Genomic DNA, 18,433 nt, shown 5'->3' on the forward strand with positions numbered 1-18,433 from the left:
CATAAGCAAATAATTATCAGCTTTCTTGCAGAATCGGTTGGGCTTCTGGTTTCGGTAAGGAACGGAGGTGATTGAGAAATTGTTGTAGTTCCTGCTGGCTGAGCTGCTGACGGCTGGATTTGCCAAATTTATCTTGTAAGTATAGTCGTCCTTGGGTACTCGACCAACCGACACGCTTTAATTCTGCTGTGGTTTGTTCCAGCAATACCGAGTCTACTTTGCTAGGATTGACGACATATCGATTCATCGGCTGTCTGGAATTGAGCCTTTGTGGTGTCCTTTCTGGATCGTCATCTGATGGGAGACAAAAGCAAGAACGGACGGCGTATTTTGTGGCTCCTGTAATTGCTTTATATACAGCTTTATCGCCAGTAGGACGACTATCTTTCCACGAATAGTCTTCGGCGTAACCTGGCGCGCTGACACTTAAAGACTCACCTGTTTCTGTATCTACAATCGTTAGGCGGACGACGACTGAAGCTCGTCCCGGCTCGATGTGAGATTCGATACAATCGGCGATCGCAATTAATCCTTGTTCGCTACAGGCTTTGTGTACTGGTAGAAGAACATCGCCAGCAGTGGTGTAGCTATATTTCTGAAAGTCGTTCCAACCAGTTTTTTCTAGAGGTTGCAAATTCTTTTGTACGGCTAAAATCTTTTTATATAGCTGACTTTTAGTATGAGTCGCTGTTTCGCTGGTTGCTGTGGCGCTAGTTAATGTTTCGCTCATAACGCTATCCTTGGTGGTGTTACCTCAAGCTGGATTCAGAGGCGATCGACTCCGTTCGAGCTGTAAGTGAAAATATACCTCGCCTACTATTATAGTACACATGTACTTAAACCTGATTTCTATACCTCCTCTATTACCAACCTAGCCTGGTAATCTGGGAATAGAGCAAATTTCAAGCAGGCTATGGAAGTTTTTCAGGCTAAAATCGAGCATCTTGAACCGATAGCTATACTATTTGACCAATATCGCGTTTTTTATGGACAAGCATCGGACTTGGTAACTGCAAAGATTTTTCTGCAAGAACGATTGCAAAAACACGATTCTGTCATCTTTGTTGCAAGCGATGGACAAATCGTCGGATTTACTCAGCTTTACCCCAGTTTTTCTTCAGTATCGATGCAACGAATTTGGATTTTGAACGATCTATTCGTCGTCGCAACGCATCGTAGACAAGGGATTGCCAAATTATTGCTGGCAGGAGCAAAGCAGTATGCTCAAGAAACTGGAGCAATCAGAATGACTCTCGCCACACAAATTTCTAATCTCTCAGCACAAGCTTTGTATGAATCACTCGGATATACCAGAGATGAAGAGTTTTATCACTATTCGTTGAGAGTTAGTGAGTAATGCGTGGTGCGTGACAAGAATTTCATTTAATTCTTCTGACTCCTGTACGGGCGGGTTCACCCGAAATCTTCGTCGGAGTCAGAGATCTTTGGTGAACCCGCCCCTACGACTCCTTCTGATAACCGATAACCGATCGTCTTTGCAACCAAACTGCCCGCAGTCCAGCAGCTTTCGCACCATGATAATCTTCTTGTAAGCTGTCGCCTACGTGCCAAGCCAAATTTGCCGAACATTGATGTTTGTCTAAAGCAGCAGCAAAAATTTGTGGATCGGGTTTAGCCGCACCAACTTCGGTAGAAATTGTTACGGAAGTGAAAAACTTGGATAAATCCAAAGCTTGTAAAACCGAATGCAAGCGTGAATCGAAATTAGATAGCACCCCTAACTCAATGCCTAATTTCTGCCAAGATTGCAATGCTTGTAGCACGTCGGGATAAAGTACCCACGGTTTTGCTGTGGAAAAATGTACGTACAGTTGGCTGAAATAGCCAGAAAAATCGGTAAAACTATCTAAACATTCAGCTTTTTGAAAAGTATTTCGCGCGATCGCTTCCCACCATTCAAATTCGCATTGAGGAATTTCCTCTGGCTGCTTGCCAGGAAATACAGGTGGTGGTGCAGTTTTGAAACTTTGATAGAAAGCAGTGTTGACACGATCTGCTGCTACGGTAACGCCAAATGGTTGTGCGATCTGAGCGTACACTTCACCAACACTGCCTTTAACTCCAAACATTGTCCCGACAGCATCGAGAAAAATAACTTTAGGTTGCTTGACATCACTCAGTTCGCTATCCATCGTGCTTCTTACGATTTGTGTCATTTTGTAAAATTTATGAAATAATCTATCAATAGAGGGAGTTACAAATTGTAAAAATAACTAGCAGCAAAATATAAATGAATCTGAGTAGCTTAGCGCAGCCATTGCTCAAAGAAAAGCAAGAAGAGTTAGATATTCAAGATTTACAAGGTTTATGGCGAATTAATTGGAAAATCGATCGCATTACACTGTACTCAGGAATTTACACGCGAGTAGACCAAGTGTTTATTATTTGGGCTGTTATTGTTGGCGTTATGTTTGCCACAGCGCAGTTTTTACCGATTAATTGGACAATCCAAGCGATTTGGTGGTCGAGCTTGACTATAGTTGGTGCGATCGCCATGATGAGTCTAACTTGGTTTTGGGCAGGAGTGGAACGTCTGCGTTGGGTCGTCTGTGGTTGGGCAATTTTGGTACTAACGGGTGTGGTTTTCACCGATTTGGGGATATTTCTCGGTTGGGGTGAGATTTTAATCCACTTATGCCCGATGTGGTTGAGTTTGAGTGCAATTGGTTATTTGTTTACGGGCATTGGTTTGCGATCGCGTGCTTTATGCTTGGCTGGATGTCTTCACTTTTTGAGCGTTGGTTTCTTATCTTACGTCGGCGGTTGGCAGTTTCTCACAACTGGTGCGGTCATGAGTTGTAGTTTACTACTGCTAGCTCAATTACAGTGGGATATGCGATCGCCAATTGAATATGCACTACTGACTTCCGCACAGCAGCAGTTTAACCGCCAGCAACACCAGCAAAGAATTCGGCATACCCCTACGGGGAAACAAACTACGGAAGTCGGAATTCGGAAATAAAATCTTAAAAAATTGTTTCAAGCTATACAGAATTTTCTGGCATCGTCCATAATTAAAAGTACAAACTATTAGCGAACAAACCGCTAATGTTGTTCAACCAGAGCAGAAATTTTGCTGTTTAGTCTGCTAATTTTCGCCCGAAGGAGAACGATGTCAGGGTAGAAAATGGTTGCCCCAAACTCGCGAGTGTTTAATTGACCGTACAACTTAATTGTTGGTAGTGCTGGTATTGGTGTAGGGTTTTTATCGTTTCCCCTGCTTTGCAGTCTTTAGAGGGATGTGAAACCATCCACTTAGAACAGCCTGACAAGACTGACAACTATAGCTATCGCCAACAAGCAAATCAAAACATTACCGTTACACGCTTTAACGAGAATGTGTATCATGTGTCTCCGTCTGTAAATTCTGTATCCTTGATAATACTTTTCAATTTCCCTCAAGTTCACAACACTTGAGGTTTTTATTTTGGAGGTTTTTTATTTGGGATGTTTATTTATACCAATTCTATTTATCCTTGCACTAAATCGGTCGCTCATAGCCCCCTTGTTAAGCGGGGTTGGGGGATCTTCCGTGGCGCAGTCAGAGCAAAATGATATTAGGTAAAAATACTTTTATTTAGGTAAAAATACTTTTATTTCTGAATTTCTAATTCTTGTCTTCTGTATTTCGCCTGCAAGCGATCTCACTCGTTCTGCTAATCGGTAGATCTCGATACTAACCATTAGCAGTTCCAATGTACGCTTTCAAACCATCAACGGGAATCAATTTTAAGCATAGCTATTCTCAATGATTTTCCCTTTATAAGAAAAATTTATCTAACTTATCGCATAGTTTATTAGATAAATAAGTTCTTTGTAATCCATATAAGTGTAAGCTTTGATTAATTGAAAAATTAAAACATCATAAATCTGCTTGGTTTACATATTCTCAGCTACACCCGTGGCTTTTCCAGGCAGATTCAATGTATTCAGAGTTTGAGTCGTTTTACGCAGTGAGTATTTATACCGATGGCTGACACCTTCCTCCAAACCATCTGGTTAGTTCCCATTTATGCCCTGATAGGGGCAATTTCGACTATTCCTTGGTCACCGGGAATTATTCGACGCACGGGACCCCGCCCAGCAGCATATATTAACTTGGTAACGACTGCTATTGCTTTCACCCATGCTTTAATTGCCCTGAGCGCATCTTGGAACAAACCAGCTCAATACTTATATTTTTCCTGGTTGCACGTAGCCAATTTTGACTTTACGATCGCCGTAGAAGTTTCTTCACTTACGGTAGGTGCGATCGCTTTAGTTACAGGCTTAAACGTGCTGGCGATCGTCTTTGCGATCGGCTATTTAGAAATGGACTGGGGGTGGGCGCGTTTCCACGTCATGATGGCGCTGTTTGAAGCCGGGATGTGCGCCTTAGTACTATGTAACTCCCTGTTCTTCAGCTACTTTATTCTAGAAATTCTCACCCTGTGTACTTATTTGTTACTAGGCTTCTGGTTCAGTCAGCCATTGGTAGTCACCGGAGCAAGAGACGCTTTTTTGACCAAACGGGTAGGCGATTTGTTTCTATTGATGGGGGTACTTGCCCTATATCCCCTCGCTGGAACTTGGGATTTCTCAGAACTTGCACGATGGGCGCAAACAGCTAACGTCAACCCCACAGCGATCGCGTTAGTGTGCTTGGCTCTGATTGCCGGTCCAATGGGTAAATGCGCCGTATTTCCACTGCACTTATGGCTGGACGAGGCAATGGAAGGTCCCGTACCAGCAACGATTTTGCGTAATTCCGTAGTTGTAGCAACAGGTGCTTGGGTACTCGTGAAACTTCAGCCAGTCCTGGCACTTTCGCCTTTCGCCCTATCTTTTGCCACATTCATCGGTGCGGTGACAGCCGTAGGTGCTTCTTTGATTGTCATCGCTCAAGTTGATGTCAAGCGCGCTTTGTCATATTCTGTCAGTGCCTACATGGGTTTGGTATTTGTGGCTGTAGGTACGGGACAAACTCAAGCCGCACTACTGTTAGTGTTCACCCATGCCGTAGCAATTTCACTGCTCGTCATGAGTACGGGTGGTGTGGTCTGGAATAGTATTACTCAGGATCTCCGCCTTTATGGAGGTTTGTGGTCGCGCCGACCGATTTCAGCTATTGCCTTTATTGTTGGTGCAGCCGGATTAGTAGCTTTTCCACCCTTGGGCGGATTTTGGGCATTGCTGCAAATCGCAGATGGATTGTGGACAACTCAGCCTTTGCTAGTCGGAGTAATTTTAGTCACGAATGCGCTGACAGCTTTCAGCGTCACTAGGGTATTTTGTCTCATGTTTGGCAATAAACCCAAGCCAATGACCGTGCGATCGCCTGAAGTTCATTGGCCTATGATGTTGCCAATGACAATCTTAATGGGTTTTGTCATGCACGCTCCGTTAGTATTGCAAAGCTTATCGTTACTGCCAGAATGGGCATACATCAACAAAGATGTAGCTTTGTTATTAATTTGGTCTACGATTTTTGGGTGCAGTATCTCAGCTGTCGTTTACCTCTCACCCTTGGTTCCAAAACCAGTCACGCTACCTTGGAAACCACTGCAAGACTTTTTCGCCTACGACCTCTATACAGCTAACTTGTATCGGGTAACGATTGTATTTGGAGTAGCCGTAGTTTCTCGCCTCATTGCTCTGATCGATCGCTACTTAGTTGATGGGATTGTAAATTTAGTTGGCTTAGTCTCGATTTTTGGAGGCGAAACCCTAAAATATAGCACTTCTGGACAATCGCAATTCTACGCCTTAACCATCTTGCTAGGCGTTTGTTTGCTAGGCACGATCGTCGGCTGGCCCCTCCTATCCCACATGGAACTCAGTTTTTCATTCTGAAAAGTGACTAGTGACTAGTGGCTAGTGGCTTGATTCTTTATCTATTCACTAGCTACTAGCCACTCACCAACTACCAACTACCAACTACCAATTTCAAAATCGTTATGCTGAGTGCTTTGATCTGGATACCTGTCGTCGGTGCTGCTTGCATTGGATTTATACCAATGAAAGGAGATCGGGCGCGATCGCTAGCTTTGGCGATCGCGACTGGTATCATTATTTGGACGCTGGTACTGCTGAGTCAATTTGACATCTCCTTAGCTGGGATGCAATTTTCCGAACTGTTGCCTTGGATTGATACCTTGGGGTTGAGCTACAGCTTAGGGGCAGATGGTTTGTCTATCCCTCTAGTCGCCTTAGCGGGGGTATTGACTTGGATTGCAATTTATAGTAGCAGCGAAAATATTACCCGTCCTCGGCTGTACTACGCTTTGTTACTGCTGATCTATGCTGGGGTGGTGGGTGGATTCCTGGCGCAAAACTTGCTGCTGTTCGTTCTATTTTACGAAGTCGAGCTAATTCCTTTCTATCTGCTGATTGCAATCTGGGGTGGAACGGCAAAGCGCGGCTACGCTGCGATGAAGTTTTTGATCTACACGGCAGTTTCAGGAATTTTGATTCTGGCTGGCTTTTTGGGTATTACTTGGCTGACAGGATCTTCTAGTTTCGATTACAACGCGATCGCCACTCAAGGATTACCCCTACAAGCGCAACTGATCCTCCTCACCATCCTGTTAGTTGGATTTGGCATCAAGATTCCTTTGGTTCCCCTACATACTTGGCTACCCGATGCTTACACGGAGGCTTCTCCACCCGTAGCAATTATGTTGGGGGGAATCCTGGCAAAGTTAGGAACTTATGGAATTATCCGATTTGGTTTAGGATTATTTCCCGAAACTTGGGCGATCGTTGCGCCTGGTTTAGCGATTATCGGGGCAATTAGCGCGGTTTACGGTGCGGTAACGGCGATCGCTCAAAAAGACATCAAGCGCATGGTTGCCTATAGTTCGATCGGACACATGGGTTATGTCATGCTGGCTGCGGCTGCTGCTACTGAGTTGAGTACGGTCGGCGCAGTAGCGCAAATGGTTGCCCACGGTCTAATTTTGGCAATTCTATTTAACTTGATTGGTGTTATTGAAACTAAAGTCGGGACTCGCGAACTTGATGTCTTGAATGGATTGATGAGTCCAATTCGCGGATTACCATACATTAGCGCCCTTCTAGTGATGGGAGGTATGGCAAGTGCGGGAATTCCGGGCATGACTGGTTTTATTGCCGAATTTTTAGTCCTGCAAGGCAGCTACGCTAGATTTCCCTTACCTACCCTCGTTTGCGTCATCTGTACGGGGTTAACAGCGGTATATTTTGTGATTTTGCTCAACCGGACTTGCTTCGGCAAGCTAGACAACAAAACAGCTTACTATCCCGTCGTCACCTGGTCGGAAAAAATTCCTGCCCTCGTTCTCACAGTCTTGATCCTATTTTTGGGCATTCAACCTACTTGGTTAGTACGTTGGAGTGAAACCACTACCACTGCTATGGTTGCTTCCGTCCGCGTCAACACTACACAGCAAATTGCGATTAAAAATTAGCTAGGCGCACGGCTATGCGCCCCTACGATTCCCTACAACTTCTGTACGGGCGGGTTCACCGGACATCTCTGTTATGAGTGAAGTATCTTGGTGAACCCGCCCCTGCAAATCCCCACTACTCACTACTCACTCCCATCATGGTACTTGCTCAAGAAAAAGCTACAGCGAAACTGCCCCCATCCAAGCATGAATTTGCCGATATCATCCATCGCTTAGAAGCAGGTGGGGCGATGCTACCAGATACACCAGAAAACCTGATGCAAATTATCGGTATTTACAAGGCTTATGCCGTACCGATGGATTTCTACTGGCGCGACTTGCTTTATATTGGCGAACGAGTCTTTCTCGATCCGCTACCTTTCTTTAAATACTTCATTCCTCAAGAGTATTTAGACCTGCACAATCATTATGCAGGCGACGATGCTGATTTGCGAATTTGGCGGGGACCAGCCACAGCGCATCCCGAACTACTTGCCTTTATGGAAAAAGGTGAAACCCGCAAGATGCCTAGATTGCTGCATCACTGGTTCCACGATCGCATCAACATGGAATTTGCCGAAGAATGTATGCGGGCAATGCTGTGGCACGGTAGAGATATGGGTTATGGCAAATTCGATGCCTATCTCGATTCAGATGAATATAAGGCAAATGCCGATCGCGCCATTAAAGCTTATTTCAAGTACAATCCAGCCATGCTGGGGCTGTATAAGTTATTTCCAGAAATGTTCTTAGAACAGTGCCGTCAGGCTTCTTATTACGCCAACCTGGGCTTATTCTGGGAGGTGATGGCTCCAGTCTTCTTCGAGATGTCTGATATTTACGATGAAGGCGGATTTAAGGGAGTCCCCGACGCGATGAATTTCTTGGTGAATGGAATTTTTGCGATCGCGGGTCGTCCAATTTACCACCACGTTTACATTCGCGGCGAACGCTACGAAATTATTCCTAAATCAAAAGGGTTTACCTGGCTTTACGAAGCGGCGTTACCTTATGTTGAAGCTGTTTTCTACCGCACCTCTCCTTTCCGTGGAACGAAATCATATAATGCCCAAGCCGGACAAATTCCTACTGAACAAAAAGATTTTCACTATGGTGTTTTATATGCAGATAAATTCCCTGTAGGTACGGCTGGTATTCCACCTACGTTGTTAGCACAAGATATGTATCATTTCTTGCCTCAATATCTTCGAGATTATTACCAGCAGCACTGTCGCGGCGAAGATGATATTTTAGTGCAATTGGGTATTACGTTCCAGCGATCGATGTACTGCGTAACTTCGGCAGTTATTCAAGCGTTGAGAACTGCATTGTTGTATCCGTTAGACGATCCAAATCCAAGACATTTGCAAGCAAATCGAGAGTTTTTTGAAAAGCAAATTAATCGCTTCTGTCGTCCAGAATTTGGTATGAGAGATGCGGCACGTTTGCGGCAAATTCAGTCTGCGGATTATCGATAGAAGATCCCCCAACCCCCCTTTTTAAGGGGGCTTTTTTATTCTCACGATCCTGCTTACCAAGTGAAGAAGATCCCCCAACCCCCTTCAAAAGGGGGCTTTTTGATAATAGGCAAATTTTTAACAAAAGTAAGGGTACGATCTTCAAGATTTTTCAGTAATTACTCTGAAACAAATACGACCGTTCATATTTTATGATTGAAAAAAGCTGTTCTAAAGCCAGATCGTCTTTTCTTATCAAGCAAACTCCAAATAAATGTCTATTCCGGATTTTCAAAGTTTAATGTTACCCTTGTTGAAGATTTTAGAAGACGAGCAAGATTATTTTATCCGTGATATTATTGAAACTTTAGCATGGGAATACAATTTAACTAGTTCTGAAAAATCAAAACTATTACCAAGCGGTCAGCAACCAATTTTTGATAATCGAGTGGGTTGGGCTAAAACTTACTTAAAAAAAGCAGGACTTGTTGAATCACCTAAAAGGGGATATGTAAAGATAACCAAAAGAGGATTAGGAGTTATTAAACAAAATTTAGACTTTATTGATAGAGAGTTTTTAATGCAATATCCCGAGTTTATGAAATTTCAAAAGATTTCAAAAACATTAAAAGACGATTTCGATACTAATGAATGGGATGAAATAGAATGGAACGAACCAGAAGAATATGATTTTTCAGTCAAGTCATCTAATAAGACAGAAATATTAAAACTTGTCAATGCTAGAAATGATGCTTTGCAAACGTTAATAGTTGAAGCAGAAAACGATCTCATTATCATTAATTATTACTACAACAATCAAAAACTGGAAACTATTTGGAATCGCTCTACCGCTTTGGCGATTGCTAATGCTATTCAACAGTACTATAGCTATTAATGCACTCTAGTTCCCCCCTTTTTAAGGGGGTTGGGGGGATCTCCGAGGACTCAGAATGAATCGCGAAAACCTACTCAACACAGACTTCCACCTACCCTACAATCCACAACTCGTAGAAAGAGCAAAAGAATTACGCAAAAACATGACTCCAGCAGAAAAGCTCCTCTGGAATCATTATCTAAGAAAGTTCAAATATCGAGTTTTAAGACAAAGACCTATAGATAATTTCATTGTTGATTTCTACTGTGCAGAATTAAAATTAGTTATCGAAGTTGATGGAGATAGCCATTTTACAGATGATGGCAAAATTTATGATTTAGAAAGAAGTGCCAAACTAGAAGGCTATGGACTGAAGGTAATTAGATTTACCAATAACGAAGTATTGAACAATATAGAGGGAGTTTGTCATGAGATTGAGGAAGCGATCGCACTTCATTCCTAGCAAGAAGATCCCCCAACCCCCCTTCAAAAGGGGGCTTTTTATGTAAACATCAATTGCCTTAAAAAGGGGAGCTTTTTGTGATACCAATTCTATTTATCCTTGCACTAAATCGGTCGCTCATAGCCCCCCTTGTAAGGGGGGTTGGGGGATCTTCCGTGGCGCAGTCAGATCAAAATGGTATGAGGATATCTGCGATCGCTTGCGAAATTGGTAAACCAGCATGTTTTTCCAACCAATAGAACTCTCCTACGGGATTAATTTCTAAAAATATATAACGCCCGTCTGGAGTCAAAATGAGATCGAATGCTCCATAGTTTAACTGAAAATATGTCATCATCTGTCGCAATCTTACAGCAAGTTCTTGAGGAAGAGTGTAAGGTTGCCAAGCATCAATCAAAGTCAATCCTTGTCGCCGCCAGTCATGACGCGCTTCAGGAGAAACTTGAGAATCAATAGCAGCTGTAAATACGTGCTGTCCGACAATTGTTGTCCTTAGTTCTAATGCTTTAGGAATGTTTTCTTGAAAGCACATCGGACAGAAACGCAGTCCCTCTAGGTTATCTAAATCCTCTGGCTTGACTGGATTAGTGAAAACAACTTGCTCTTGTCCTCGATCGTAGATTGCAAAGGTAGTGAGCATTTTTGTCACCATACCCGAACTGCACTCTCGTGCAAATTCCAACACTGCTTGGGGATTGTTTGTAATCAGAGTACGCGGAGTTTCTAAACCAAGCGATCGCGCAATTTGTAATTGTAATTGCTTGTGTTCTGCACGGCGAATATGGGACACGGAGTCAAGGTGAAAAATCTTGAGGCTAGCGATCGCCCCTAGAATCGTAGCTTGCGACTCTTGAACTGAGGCTTGGCGTAGTTGCGCATCCATTGTTGTCGGAATCCTTGCACCCATGCGAATGCGCCGATACCAAACTGCGGACACATCTTGTAAATTGAGTTGATTTGCGCCATCAATCAGCACAAACCGTTCCGTTCCCAGTCCGAAATAAACCTCTAACTGCGTCTGCGTCGGAAAGCGATCGGTATCAAAGCGAAATGTCTTTCCACCTTGAGCTGCGATCGCATCCATAACTAAGGAAATACCCTCATGATCTCGACTATGAGTCACGATCAAAACTGTCATATTGTTATACTCCAATTTGCGATCGCCAACTCGTAATTCGTAGCCATTATTCTCCACATTATTGCTATAAAATTATTTTTCATCACCAAGCTAGGAGCTTGTACCCAGAGTTAATAAATTACGAATTACGAATTACGAATTACAAATTATTTCTTGTAATAATCAGAGATTGATGGGAACTTTGGAAACTCAGGCATAGATGGCATCTTAAATACATCGATTGAGGGGAATTCATAACCTTTATTCCCACCATCAACGTCAACGTCAGATGGATACGCTAGCGTTGTTGCAGCATATTCGCTACCACCACTCACAGATGCCATTTCTGCTTCTGAAAGTTCTGCTCCAAATTGTCCTTCTAGAAAGTGGGCGAAAAAAGGAATTGGTGAATTTAAATTCCGTGAGTTCATATCAGACATAGATTTTATTTACCTCCGATTGGTTAATTCAGGTTGCAGCAATAACTCAGCAAACTCTTATCAAAAGAATTTAGAATTCTAGTCGTAGAATTATGAATGACAAACCCCACAGACAAATCTACGGGGCTGAAAATAGAAAAATCTAATTTTTCACGCCTTGTATGGGTTTGAAAGCATTCAACTTATTCTGAATTGCCAATTCCAAATTCTAAATTTTTAAGTTGTATTGCTAAGCTTTAATTAGCAACCTATACTCACCACTTCATCCAGCAGTATAGAGGTTACGCATGGCTTTACAAAAATTTATTTGGGGCATACAAAAACGCAAGGGTACGATCGGGTATCAGATATCGTCAAGGGCGGGTTTCGATCGAAGATTTCTTGCCGTCAGCCGTAAATCTTTTGCTAAACCCGCCCGTACAAGAGTCAGGAGCCGATTGGTAATTGCCCCCTCAGCCCCCTGGGCTCCCTCAGCTTCCCCAGCTCTCTTCTCTAGGGTACTTCAATCGGAATCAAAGCATTCTCAGGTAAATACTGCTGGAATCTACCCTCGTCCGCCAATACTAAAACTAAGCGTAAAGGGTAATCAGGTGGCATTTGCAGATCTGCCCAAGGAACTGCGACTTCTAAACAACGCTCCAACGCTACTTGAGCGCGACTGGCGCGGGGATGCCATTGATAGTGTTCTCCCGCCTCTTGAAAGTGAACCGATTGTGTCAGTAAGTTAACTTCCAAGCGATGGTGAAACATATAGTTCATTGGCGATTGCTCTGGCAAGTCTACCAAAGGTGCGGGGCTGTTATGCATGGTGCGATCGGGATAGAACCAGAGTAAATTGAGTTCTGGTGGCAAGTCCTGACCCGGCTTTGCCCCTGTTTTGAAATCTAATCTGAGATAGAAATTTAGGTGATCTACCCCATACCAAATGCGCTGAACCGTGCTGCTTTGATGCATCGTTCCCCGCGCTCCCCCAACTTCTAAGCGTCCGGCTTTGTCCCAGTCTTGCTCGTCGCCCATGCCATCAATATTAGGGTGAATAAAGCTTTGAGGGCGATGGTCGGCAGGAGCAGCATGAATTTCCACCGGACGCAACAGCACTGGAGGAACGGGTTGATTTAAGGCTTGATAAATGCCACACAAATGCTCTCGAAATAACTGGTCGAAGATAGCATCGTGATTGGAGGAATGACCTTCACCAAACCACCAAAACCAATCGGAACCCTCAGCAGCGTACAAAGCTTCCCAAACTTCGGGGTTATTCTCTTCTGTCGCCTCTGGATGCTGTGCCAATACCTCTCTCGCTGCTGCTAGCAAGTCCCAAGCTCGATTTTTTGCCGGGTCGCCAATCCAAGTGGTAAAGCTGCCATCTACCCAGGAACCGCTGTGTAATTTCTCACCTGGAATTGTTGCAGTTGGGGGAAAAGCATCGATAAATTCCGAGACGGTGACGAGTTTGATATGAGGATGGTTGCTGAGAGTTTGATATAAGTTTTCTAAGAAGGGTTTGCCATCTTGAGGATAGTATTCCCAGCAGTTTTCTCCATCTAATGCAATCGTGACCAGCCAAGGTTGTTCTAAGCTAGTCCGTTCGCCTTCTTGGTGATGTTTGAGCTGATGGGCGATCGACTCTAAATGTCCCACCAAATCTGCTGCGGCGCGTTTAGGTGGCATCGACCCATATGTAAAACCAATTAAATCAGACAGTCGATGATCGCGAAAGACAATAGATAAATCTCCCGCTGCTGTCTGCAAGCGATAGGGACGGTATAACAATTCTGGTTCGATGACATTTCCCGCCCCGTCACGGTGGAAAAAGTGCTTGAGCGTCCACCCTAAAACGGCTTCATCAGAGACGATCCAATTAAATCCTTGCTTGATAATATAGGGGAGAATTTCAGGGCTGACAGACTGTTCGGAGGGCCACAAACCCCTGGGTACTTGTCCAAAGCGGTCTTCGTATAACTCCCATGCTTTTTGCAAGTGACGCGGAATATCTTCTGCCCACTGAAAGCGGTAGTTAGGCAGATTCATATTCGGTACGGCAACCCGACCGGAGTTAGTATCGGCAAGTAAAGGCAGAATTGGATGAGTATAAGGCGAGGTAGTAACTTCTAATTGCCCCGTTTTTTGCATGTGGCGATGTTGGGGGACAATCCGACTGATAATTTCCCTTTGTTTAGAATAAATCCGCTGGCGATCGCTTAAAGTAAAACCCCGACCTTGCTGCAACCATTGAGCAATTTCGGGGTCGTCCCAAAAAATTGGATCGATCCAAACTAAATTATGCCAAGCCAGTAGATCGCCGTAATCTTCCTTCTGCCAATTGTCTAAACACCAAGCTGCACCGCGTTCCTGCCGTTGATGGTACAACTCTGCATAACGGGGGTGGGGATCGATCAGGGTATGATGGTTGGCATCAAAAAAGTTAGCAATAATAAATTGTTGCTGCTCCCTTTGCAGTTGCTCTGTAGGTGTCAAGCTAACTGTCAGATATGGATCGAAAGCAGTCCCAGCAATGTAATCTTCTAGTTGCAGAATCAGAGAAGGAACGAGGTTAACCGTTTGATGTAACTTAGGATAACGCTCTAGAATTAACACCAAATCCAGATAGTCTTTTGTTCCGTGCAACCTGACCCACGGCAAGCGATACTGATTGGATGTAGAAGCAGAACTGCGATCGCGACTTTTATACAGTGGTTGGTGCTGATGCCAGACGAATGCAACGTATAAAGGATGGGGCATAGGTATCGATCGGTAGTTGGTAGTTGGTAGTTGGTAATTGGTAATTGGTAATCGGTGGTAGACGCTACACGGAGTGAAGACAGTCAACCGTCAACCGCGAACTGTCAACCATTAACCCATTACCCATTACCCATTACCCATTACCTCATCGCTAGATTACTTGTTCGACTTCAGCGATTTCGGGGATCATTTCCCGCAAACGGCGCTCGATTCCCATTCTCAGAGTCATGGTAGAACTAGGGCAAGAACCACAAGCTCCTTGTAACCGCAACCGCACGATTGGACCGTCGAGTTCGACGAGTTCTACGTTGCCACCATCTGACATCAGATAGGGGCGCATTTCATCCAAAACTGTTTCTACATTATCTGTTGTAAGTTCCATAGAATTAGACCTTTGTTTAACAAACTTGCTAAAACGATCCTAGCTCTAGTCAGTTGTCAGTTATCAGTTGTCACAGAAGAAAGGTAACAGGGAACAGTAACCAATTACCAATTACCAATTACCAACTACCAACTACCAACTACCAACTAAACAGCAACAGCCTCTAGTAGTTTGACATTAGAGAAGTTAAACTCAGTTTTAATTCGTTCTTGTTGCTGATAGTCTTCTACGGTTTGCTTGGTCATGACGTAATAGTCACCAAATTTTTCGTAAAAGTCTTGAAACTTTAATACCTTGATGACTTCGTTAGTTTGGGGATTGCGGAACACCGCATCGTAGCGACTAGCTACGTACCCTCCGCCTGTATCTAAGCTATCGTGAGTATCGATGACAAAAGCCATGCGACCCATAACGCGGCTGACTTGGCAAATCTCCGTACCGCGCACTTTATAGTTAGAACCCATAGCATCGCCTTTGACCAGGATTTCTACTGCGCCACTGTCATCGAGTTTACCGAGGCTAAACTCATTTTTGCCGTGAGACTGCTCGAATTGCGATCGCTTGCGGTGAGTAACAATATCTCGTAGCTGCGTATAAACGCTTTCTTGTACTTTTTCGTCTTCTATGCCTGTAACTTCTACGCTCAAATCGCGATTTATCCGAATTCTACCCGTGTAGACTTCATTACCTTGCGTCAATTGCACGTCTGCGCTGTAACCAGGAAAGTTTTCATCCCAGGTATAGCGGTTTTCATAAGCCGTCTTGAATAAGTCTCGCGCACTTGTTTGCTCTGTCATGGCATTGTTGTGACTTCACCTTTTACAGTGTAGTCCGAATGAGGAGTGAGGAGCGAGGGAAAGAGAGTAGTGCGTGGTGTGTGGTGTGGTGCGTGATAAAAGGGTGTAGGGTGTGGAGATTGTAAATTTCTTTCTCCCTAACTCCTCACTCCTCGCTCCTCACCCCTCACTCCCCATCTCCCAGTCCTAATACCATCAACGGCTCTTGATACAAAGGGACTGTAAAGGTAACTGTGGAACCGAGTCCCTCACCCATACTGTAAAAATTGACCGTTCCCCCCATAGCTTCAACTAGCTTTTGGGATATTGTTAATCCCAAACCAGTACCACCATACTGCCGCGTGCGAGAGCCGTCTACTTGGCTAAAGGATTGAAATAGTTTATCTTGCTTATCTAAAGAAACACCAATGCCCGTATCGGCAACACGAACTTTCACCATTCCCGGTAGGACTTGATTTTGAAAAATGGTTTTTTTCCGAGTGATATCCGCACTAATGGTGACTCCGCCTTCATGGGTAAATTTGATCGCGTTCCCGACCAAATTTAGCATCACTTGCAATAGCCTTTGGTAATTACCTAAGACAATAATTTCATCTGCCGTAGGTGGTAATTGGATCTGCAAACTTAAATTTTTCTGCTCGGCTTGGGTTCTGGTAAAGTCTTCGAGATCGCTAAATAGCTCGTTGAGTCTAACTTGACCTAACTCCAAATCCATTTTGCCTGCTTCAATTTTGGCAATATCTAGAATGTCGTTAATGATATTGAGCAGGTGCAAGCCAGAGCGATAGGCTTCTTGGATAAATTCTTCCTGTTCTTCAGGATCGTCTGCCATCCCCTCCAGCACTAACTTTAAAAATCCCAGCATTCCATTGAGCGGCGTGCGGAGTTCGTGGGAAGTGTTAGCGAGAAATTCGCTTTTAAGGCGAGAGGCTTCTTCTGCTTGTTGGCGAGCTTCTTCTAGCTGCTTGTAGAGAGTAGCATGGGCGATCGCCGTACCAATTTGATCGGCTAAATCTCGGACTAACTCGATTTCTTCCGTCGTCCACTGGCGTAAGCGAGGGATCGGATGCAACATCGAATTACTGTGAGTCTGTGGTTGAAGGCTGCGTTCGCAATGCTGCAAGCAAATTAAGCCGTTAGGCTTATCGCGATCGACCGTTGCTAATAGTAAGATTGATTGTTGAAACTGGGGATTTTCTGTCTTTTCGATCGCCACAGGTGCAAGAGTCTCTAAAGCCTGACAGTAACCTGGTTCGTGCATGATATCAATTGATTGACCCAGCATCGATCGCACTGCCATTTGGCGATACTCAGCTACCACTTGTAAATGGAGATCTTCCGGTCTATACGAGCAGATAATACAATGACTGACACCCAAGGCTTGACCCAAACTTTCTACAGTTTGCTGCCAAATTGTATTTAGATCTAACGTGCGGCGGATGTTACGCGCAATTTGACTGAGAAGCTTTTTAGACGAAACTGAACCGAGCGATCCCATTGCCGTAGTCGCCAATTCCGAATAGACATCGGCTACTACTTCGTTGTCTATTTCTTCTAAGTGTCGCCCTATGACTAAAACAGAAGTAGCCGATCCCGTTGCGGGTAAAATTGGGCTAATTGCCAACTCAAATCCAAACAATTTTTGTCCGTAGCGAAATACACAGTGACAGCGTTCGGGAACAAGACTTTCCAAAATCCTTTGCACCCGTCTTAAGTAGGGAGTTGGATCTAAAGGTCCAAATGTCTGTTCTAAAGATTGTCCTACAATCCGCTCTTGCTGCAAACCTACACTATCGGCTTGTTGCCATGAGAAATAAAGATAGCAACCCGAGCTATCCTGTACGTAGGCTAATTCAGCTCCTAGAGATGATAGAGAGCCGCTGGAATTCATACCAAATGACTCGAATGAAGATGTGAAAGCTGGCTGATGGGAATCTGTATTAGCACTCATTACTAAAGATAGTTCGACACAGCGCAAGTCGAATGACTCGACAAACATTTGCTTCGAGTTTGGCACAAAAGCTGATAGATTGGGAATTTTGCTTGGTGTCGCCAGCAATCTACCAAGCACTCTAGTCAAGAGAGCGTTACCAAGTTAGATGAAAACTGTTAATCGTTCCACTCACCGCGCGGTGGTACGGGTGTACGAGGAATCGTACGGGTTAGTTCATCATCTCGCTGCGTTTCACCGCGTAACCATTGACGGATCGCGACTTCAATCACTTTACTCGGATCGTTAGTTAAATGCTGAATTTGATCGACGAGTTCCGAATCTAAATGAATAGAGAGTTTTACCTTGTCGAGGTTTGCGTCTGATGTATCGATGTTGTCATTCATAAGCGCTAAACGGTAATTGATTTAGCAAACGTAACTTTTGCCATGCTTGGCTTGCAGCTCTTCCTGCGCAGCTATCTAAACTAGAACAGGACTTTTGCGGCGCTACTCAATGGCGATCGCGTCCGAATAGGTCTATTGTAAGCGCGATCGGCGACCAGTTAGCAGTGACTAGTGGCTGGTGACTAGTGACTAGATGAAGAATCCTACTACTAGCTGCAACGACACACAAGGTTAGTTCAAGATGATGCTTGTCAAATGCTTTTGGGCAGAGGGTCGAGTTTGGCTAACGTCATGTGTCAATCCAACTAGCCGCCAGCCACTAGCCACTTCCTACTCCCTCAATAAAAGATTAAAATGCGTTAAGTACGATCGCTATTTGCTTGCTGCTAAATCGTAA

Annotated in this window: 17 protein-coding genes; 8 read left to right on the forward strand and 9 right to left on the reverse strand. The window is 44.1% G+C overall.

Going from position 1 to position 18,433, the window contains the following annotated elements; genetic code table 11:
* Window positions 1-16: 16 nt before the first annotated feature.
* Window positions 17-730, reverse strand: coding sequence for an ERF family protein (locus tag M5J74_RS00300; protein ID WP_015152163.1), 714 nt, complete (start codon window positions 728-730; stop codon window positions 17-19).
* A 183-nt stretch (window positions 731-913) separates the two neighbouring features.
* Here M5J74_RS00300 and M5J74_RS00305 point away from each other — a divergent pair, with 183 nt between their 5' ends.
* Entirely contained in the window at window positions 914-1,357 is a 444-nt protein-coding gene (locus M5J74_RS00305; RefSeq protein WP_250014876.1) for an N-acetyltransferase, read from the forward strand.
* A gap of 103 nt (window positions 1,358-1,460) precedes the next feature.
* Here M5J74_RS00305 and M5J74_RS00310 read toward each other — a convergent pair whose 3' ends face one another.
* Window positions 1,461-2,177, reverse strand: coding sequence for an HAD family hydrolase (locus M5J74_RS00310; protein ID WP_219336048.1), 717 nt, complete (start codon window positions 2,175-2,177; stop codon window positions 1,461-1,463).
* A gap of 74 nt (window positions 2,178-2,251) precedes the next feature.
* Here M5J74_RS00310 and M5J74_RS00315 point away from each other — a divergent pair, with 74 nt between their 5' ends.
* From M5J74_RS00315 to M5J74_RS00340, 6 genes are all read left to right on the forward strand, one after another.
* Window positions 2,252-2,983, forward strand: coding sequence for a hypothetical protein (locus M5J74_RS00315; RefSeq protein WP_015152166.1), 732 nt, complete (start codon window positions 2,252-2,254; stop codon window positions 2,981-2,983).
* 1,007 nt (window positions 2,984-3,990) lie between these two features.
* Window positions 3,991-5,853: an NAD(P)H-quinone oxidoreductase subunit F gene (locus M5J74_RS00320; protein ID WP_015152167.1), complete on the forward strand. Its 1,863-nt coding sequence runs from the start codon at window positions 3,991-3,993 to the stop codon at window positions 5,851-5,853.
* 104 nt (window positions 5,854-5,957) lie between these two features.
* Window positions 5,958-7,448: an NADH-quinone oxidoreductase subunit M gene (locus tag M5J74_RS00325; protein WP_015152168.1), complete on the forward strand. Its 1,491-nt coding sequence runs from the start codon at window positions 5,958-5,960 to the stop codon at window positions 7,446-7,448.
* 137 nt (window positions 7,449-7,585) lie between these two features.
* Complete coding sequence (locus tag M5J74_RS00330) at window positions 7,586-8,905, forward strand: CO2 hydration protein (protein ID WP_106167280.1); 1,320 nt, start codon at window positions 7,586-7,588, stop codon at window positions 8,903-8,905.
* A 253-nt stretch (window positions 8,906-9,158) separates the two neighbouring features.
* Entirely contained in the window at window positions 9,159-9,779 is a 621-nt protein-coding gene (locus M5J74_RS00335) for a winged helix-turn-helix domain-containing protein (protein ID WP_250014878.1), read from the forward strand.
* Between the two features lie 55 nt (window positions 9,780-9,834).
* Complete coding sequence (locus M5J74_RS00340) at window positions 9,835-10,221, forward strand: endonuclease domain-containing protein (protein WP_106167278.1); 387 nt, start codon at window positions 9,835-9,837, stop codon at window positions 10,219-10,221.
* A 169-nt stretch (window positions 10,222-10,390) separates the two neighbouring features.
* On the opposite strand, the gene M5J74_RS00345 is transcribed toward M5J74_RS00340, so the two are convergent.
* From M5J74_RS00345 to M5J74_RS00375, 7 genes are all read right to left on the reverse strand, one after another.
* The gene (locus M5J74_RS00345) at window positions 10,391-11,359 is read right to left on the reverse strand and encodes an MvdD family ATP-grasp ribosomal peptide maturase (RefSeq protein WP_371934098.1); all 969 of its coding nucleotides are present in this window, start codon (window positions 11,357-11,359) and stop codon (window positions 10,391-10,393) included.
* Window positions 11,360-11,505: 146 nt separating this feature from the next.
* A complete protein-coding gene (locus tag M5J74_RS00350; protein ID WP_106168960.1) occupies window positions 11,506-11,778 on the reverse strand; it encodes a microviridin/marinostatin family tricyclic proteinase inhibitor in 273 nt (90 codons plus the stop codon).
* A 492-nt stretch (window positions 11,779-12,270) separates the two neighbouring features.
* Window positions 12,271-14,520, reverse strand: coding sequence for a glycoside hydrolase (locus tag M5J74_RS00355; protein WP_371934099.1), 2,250 nt, complete (start codon window positions 14,518-14,520; stop codon window positions 12,271-12,273).
* A gap of 151 nt (window positions 14,521-14,671) precedes the next feature.
* Entirely contained in the window at window positions 14,672-14,902 is a 231-nt protein-coding gene (locus M5J74_RS00360; protein ID WP_015152173.1) for a NifU family protein, read from the reverse strand.
* Window positions 14,903-15,048: 146 nt separating this feature from the next.
* Window positions 15,049-15,699: a DUF3386 domain-containing protein gene (locus tag M5J74_RS00365; protein WP_250014884.1), complete on the reverse strand. Its 651-nt coding sequence runs from the start codon at window positions 15,697-15,699 to the stop codon at window positions 15,049-15,051.
* 166 nt (window positions 15,700-15,865) lie between these two features.
* Entirely contained in the window at window positions 15,866-17,698 is a 1,833-nt protein-coding gene (locus M5J74_RS00370) for an ATP-binding protein (RefSeq protein ID WP_015152175.1), read from the reverse strand.
* 110 nt (window positions 17,699-17,808) lie between these two features.
* Window positions 17,809-18,036, reverse strand: coding sequence for a ribbon-helix-helix domain-containing protein (locus M5J74_RS00375; RefSeq protein WP_015152176.1), 228 nt, complete (start codon window positions 18,034-18,036; stop codon window positions 17,809-17,811).
* Between the two features lie 241 nt (window positions 18,037-18,277).
* On the opposite strand from M5J74_RS00375, the gene M5J74_RS00380 reads away from it, so the two are divergent.
* Entirely contained in the window at window positions 18,278-18,433 is a 156-nt protein-coding gene (locus M5J74_RS00380) for a hypothetical protein (RefSeq protein WP_158631853.1), read from the forward strand.

Origin of the sequence: Chroococcidiopsis sp. CCNUC1 (assembly GCF_023546805.1) — a bacterium.
Taxonomy (GTDB): domain Bacteria; phylum Cyanobacteriota; class Cyanobacteriia; order Cyanobacteriales; family Chroococcidiopsidaceae; genus Chroococcidiopsis; species Chroococcidiopsis thermalis.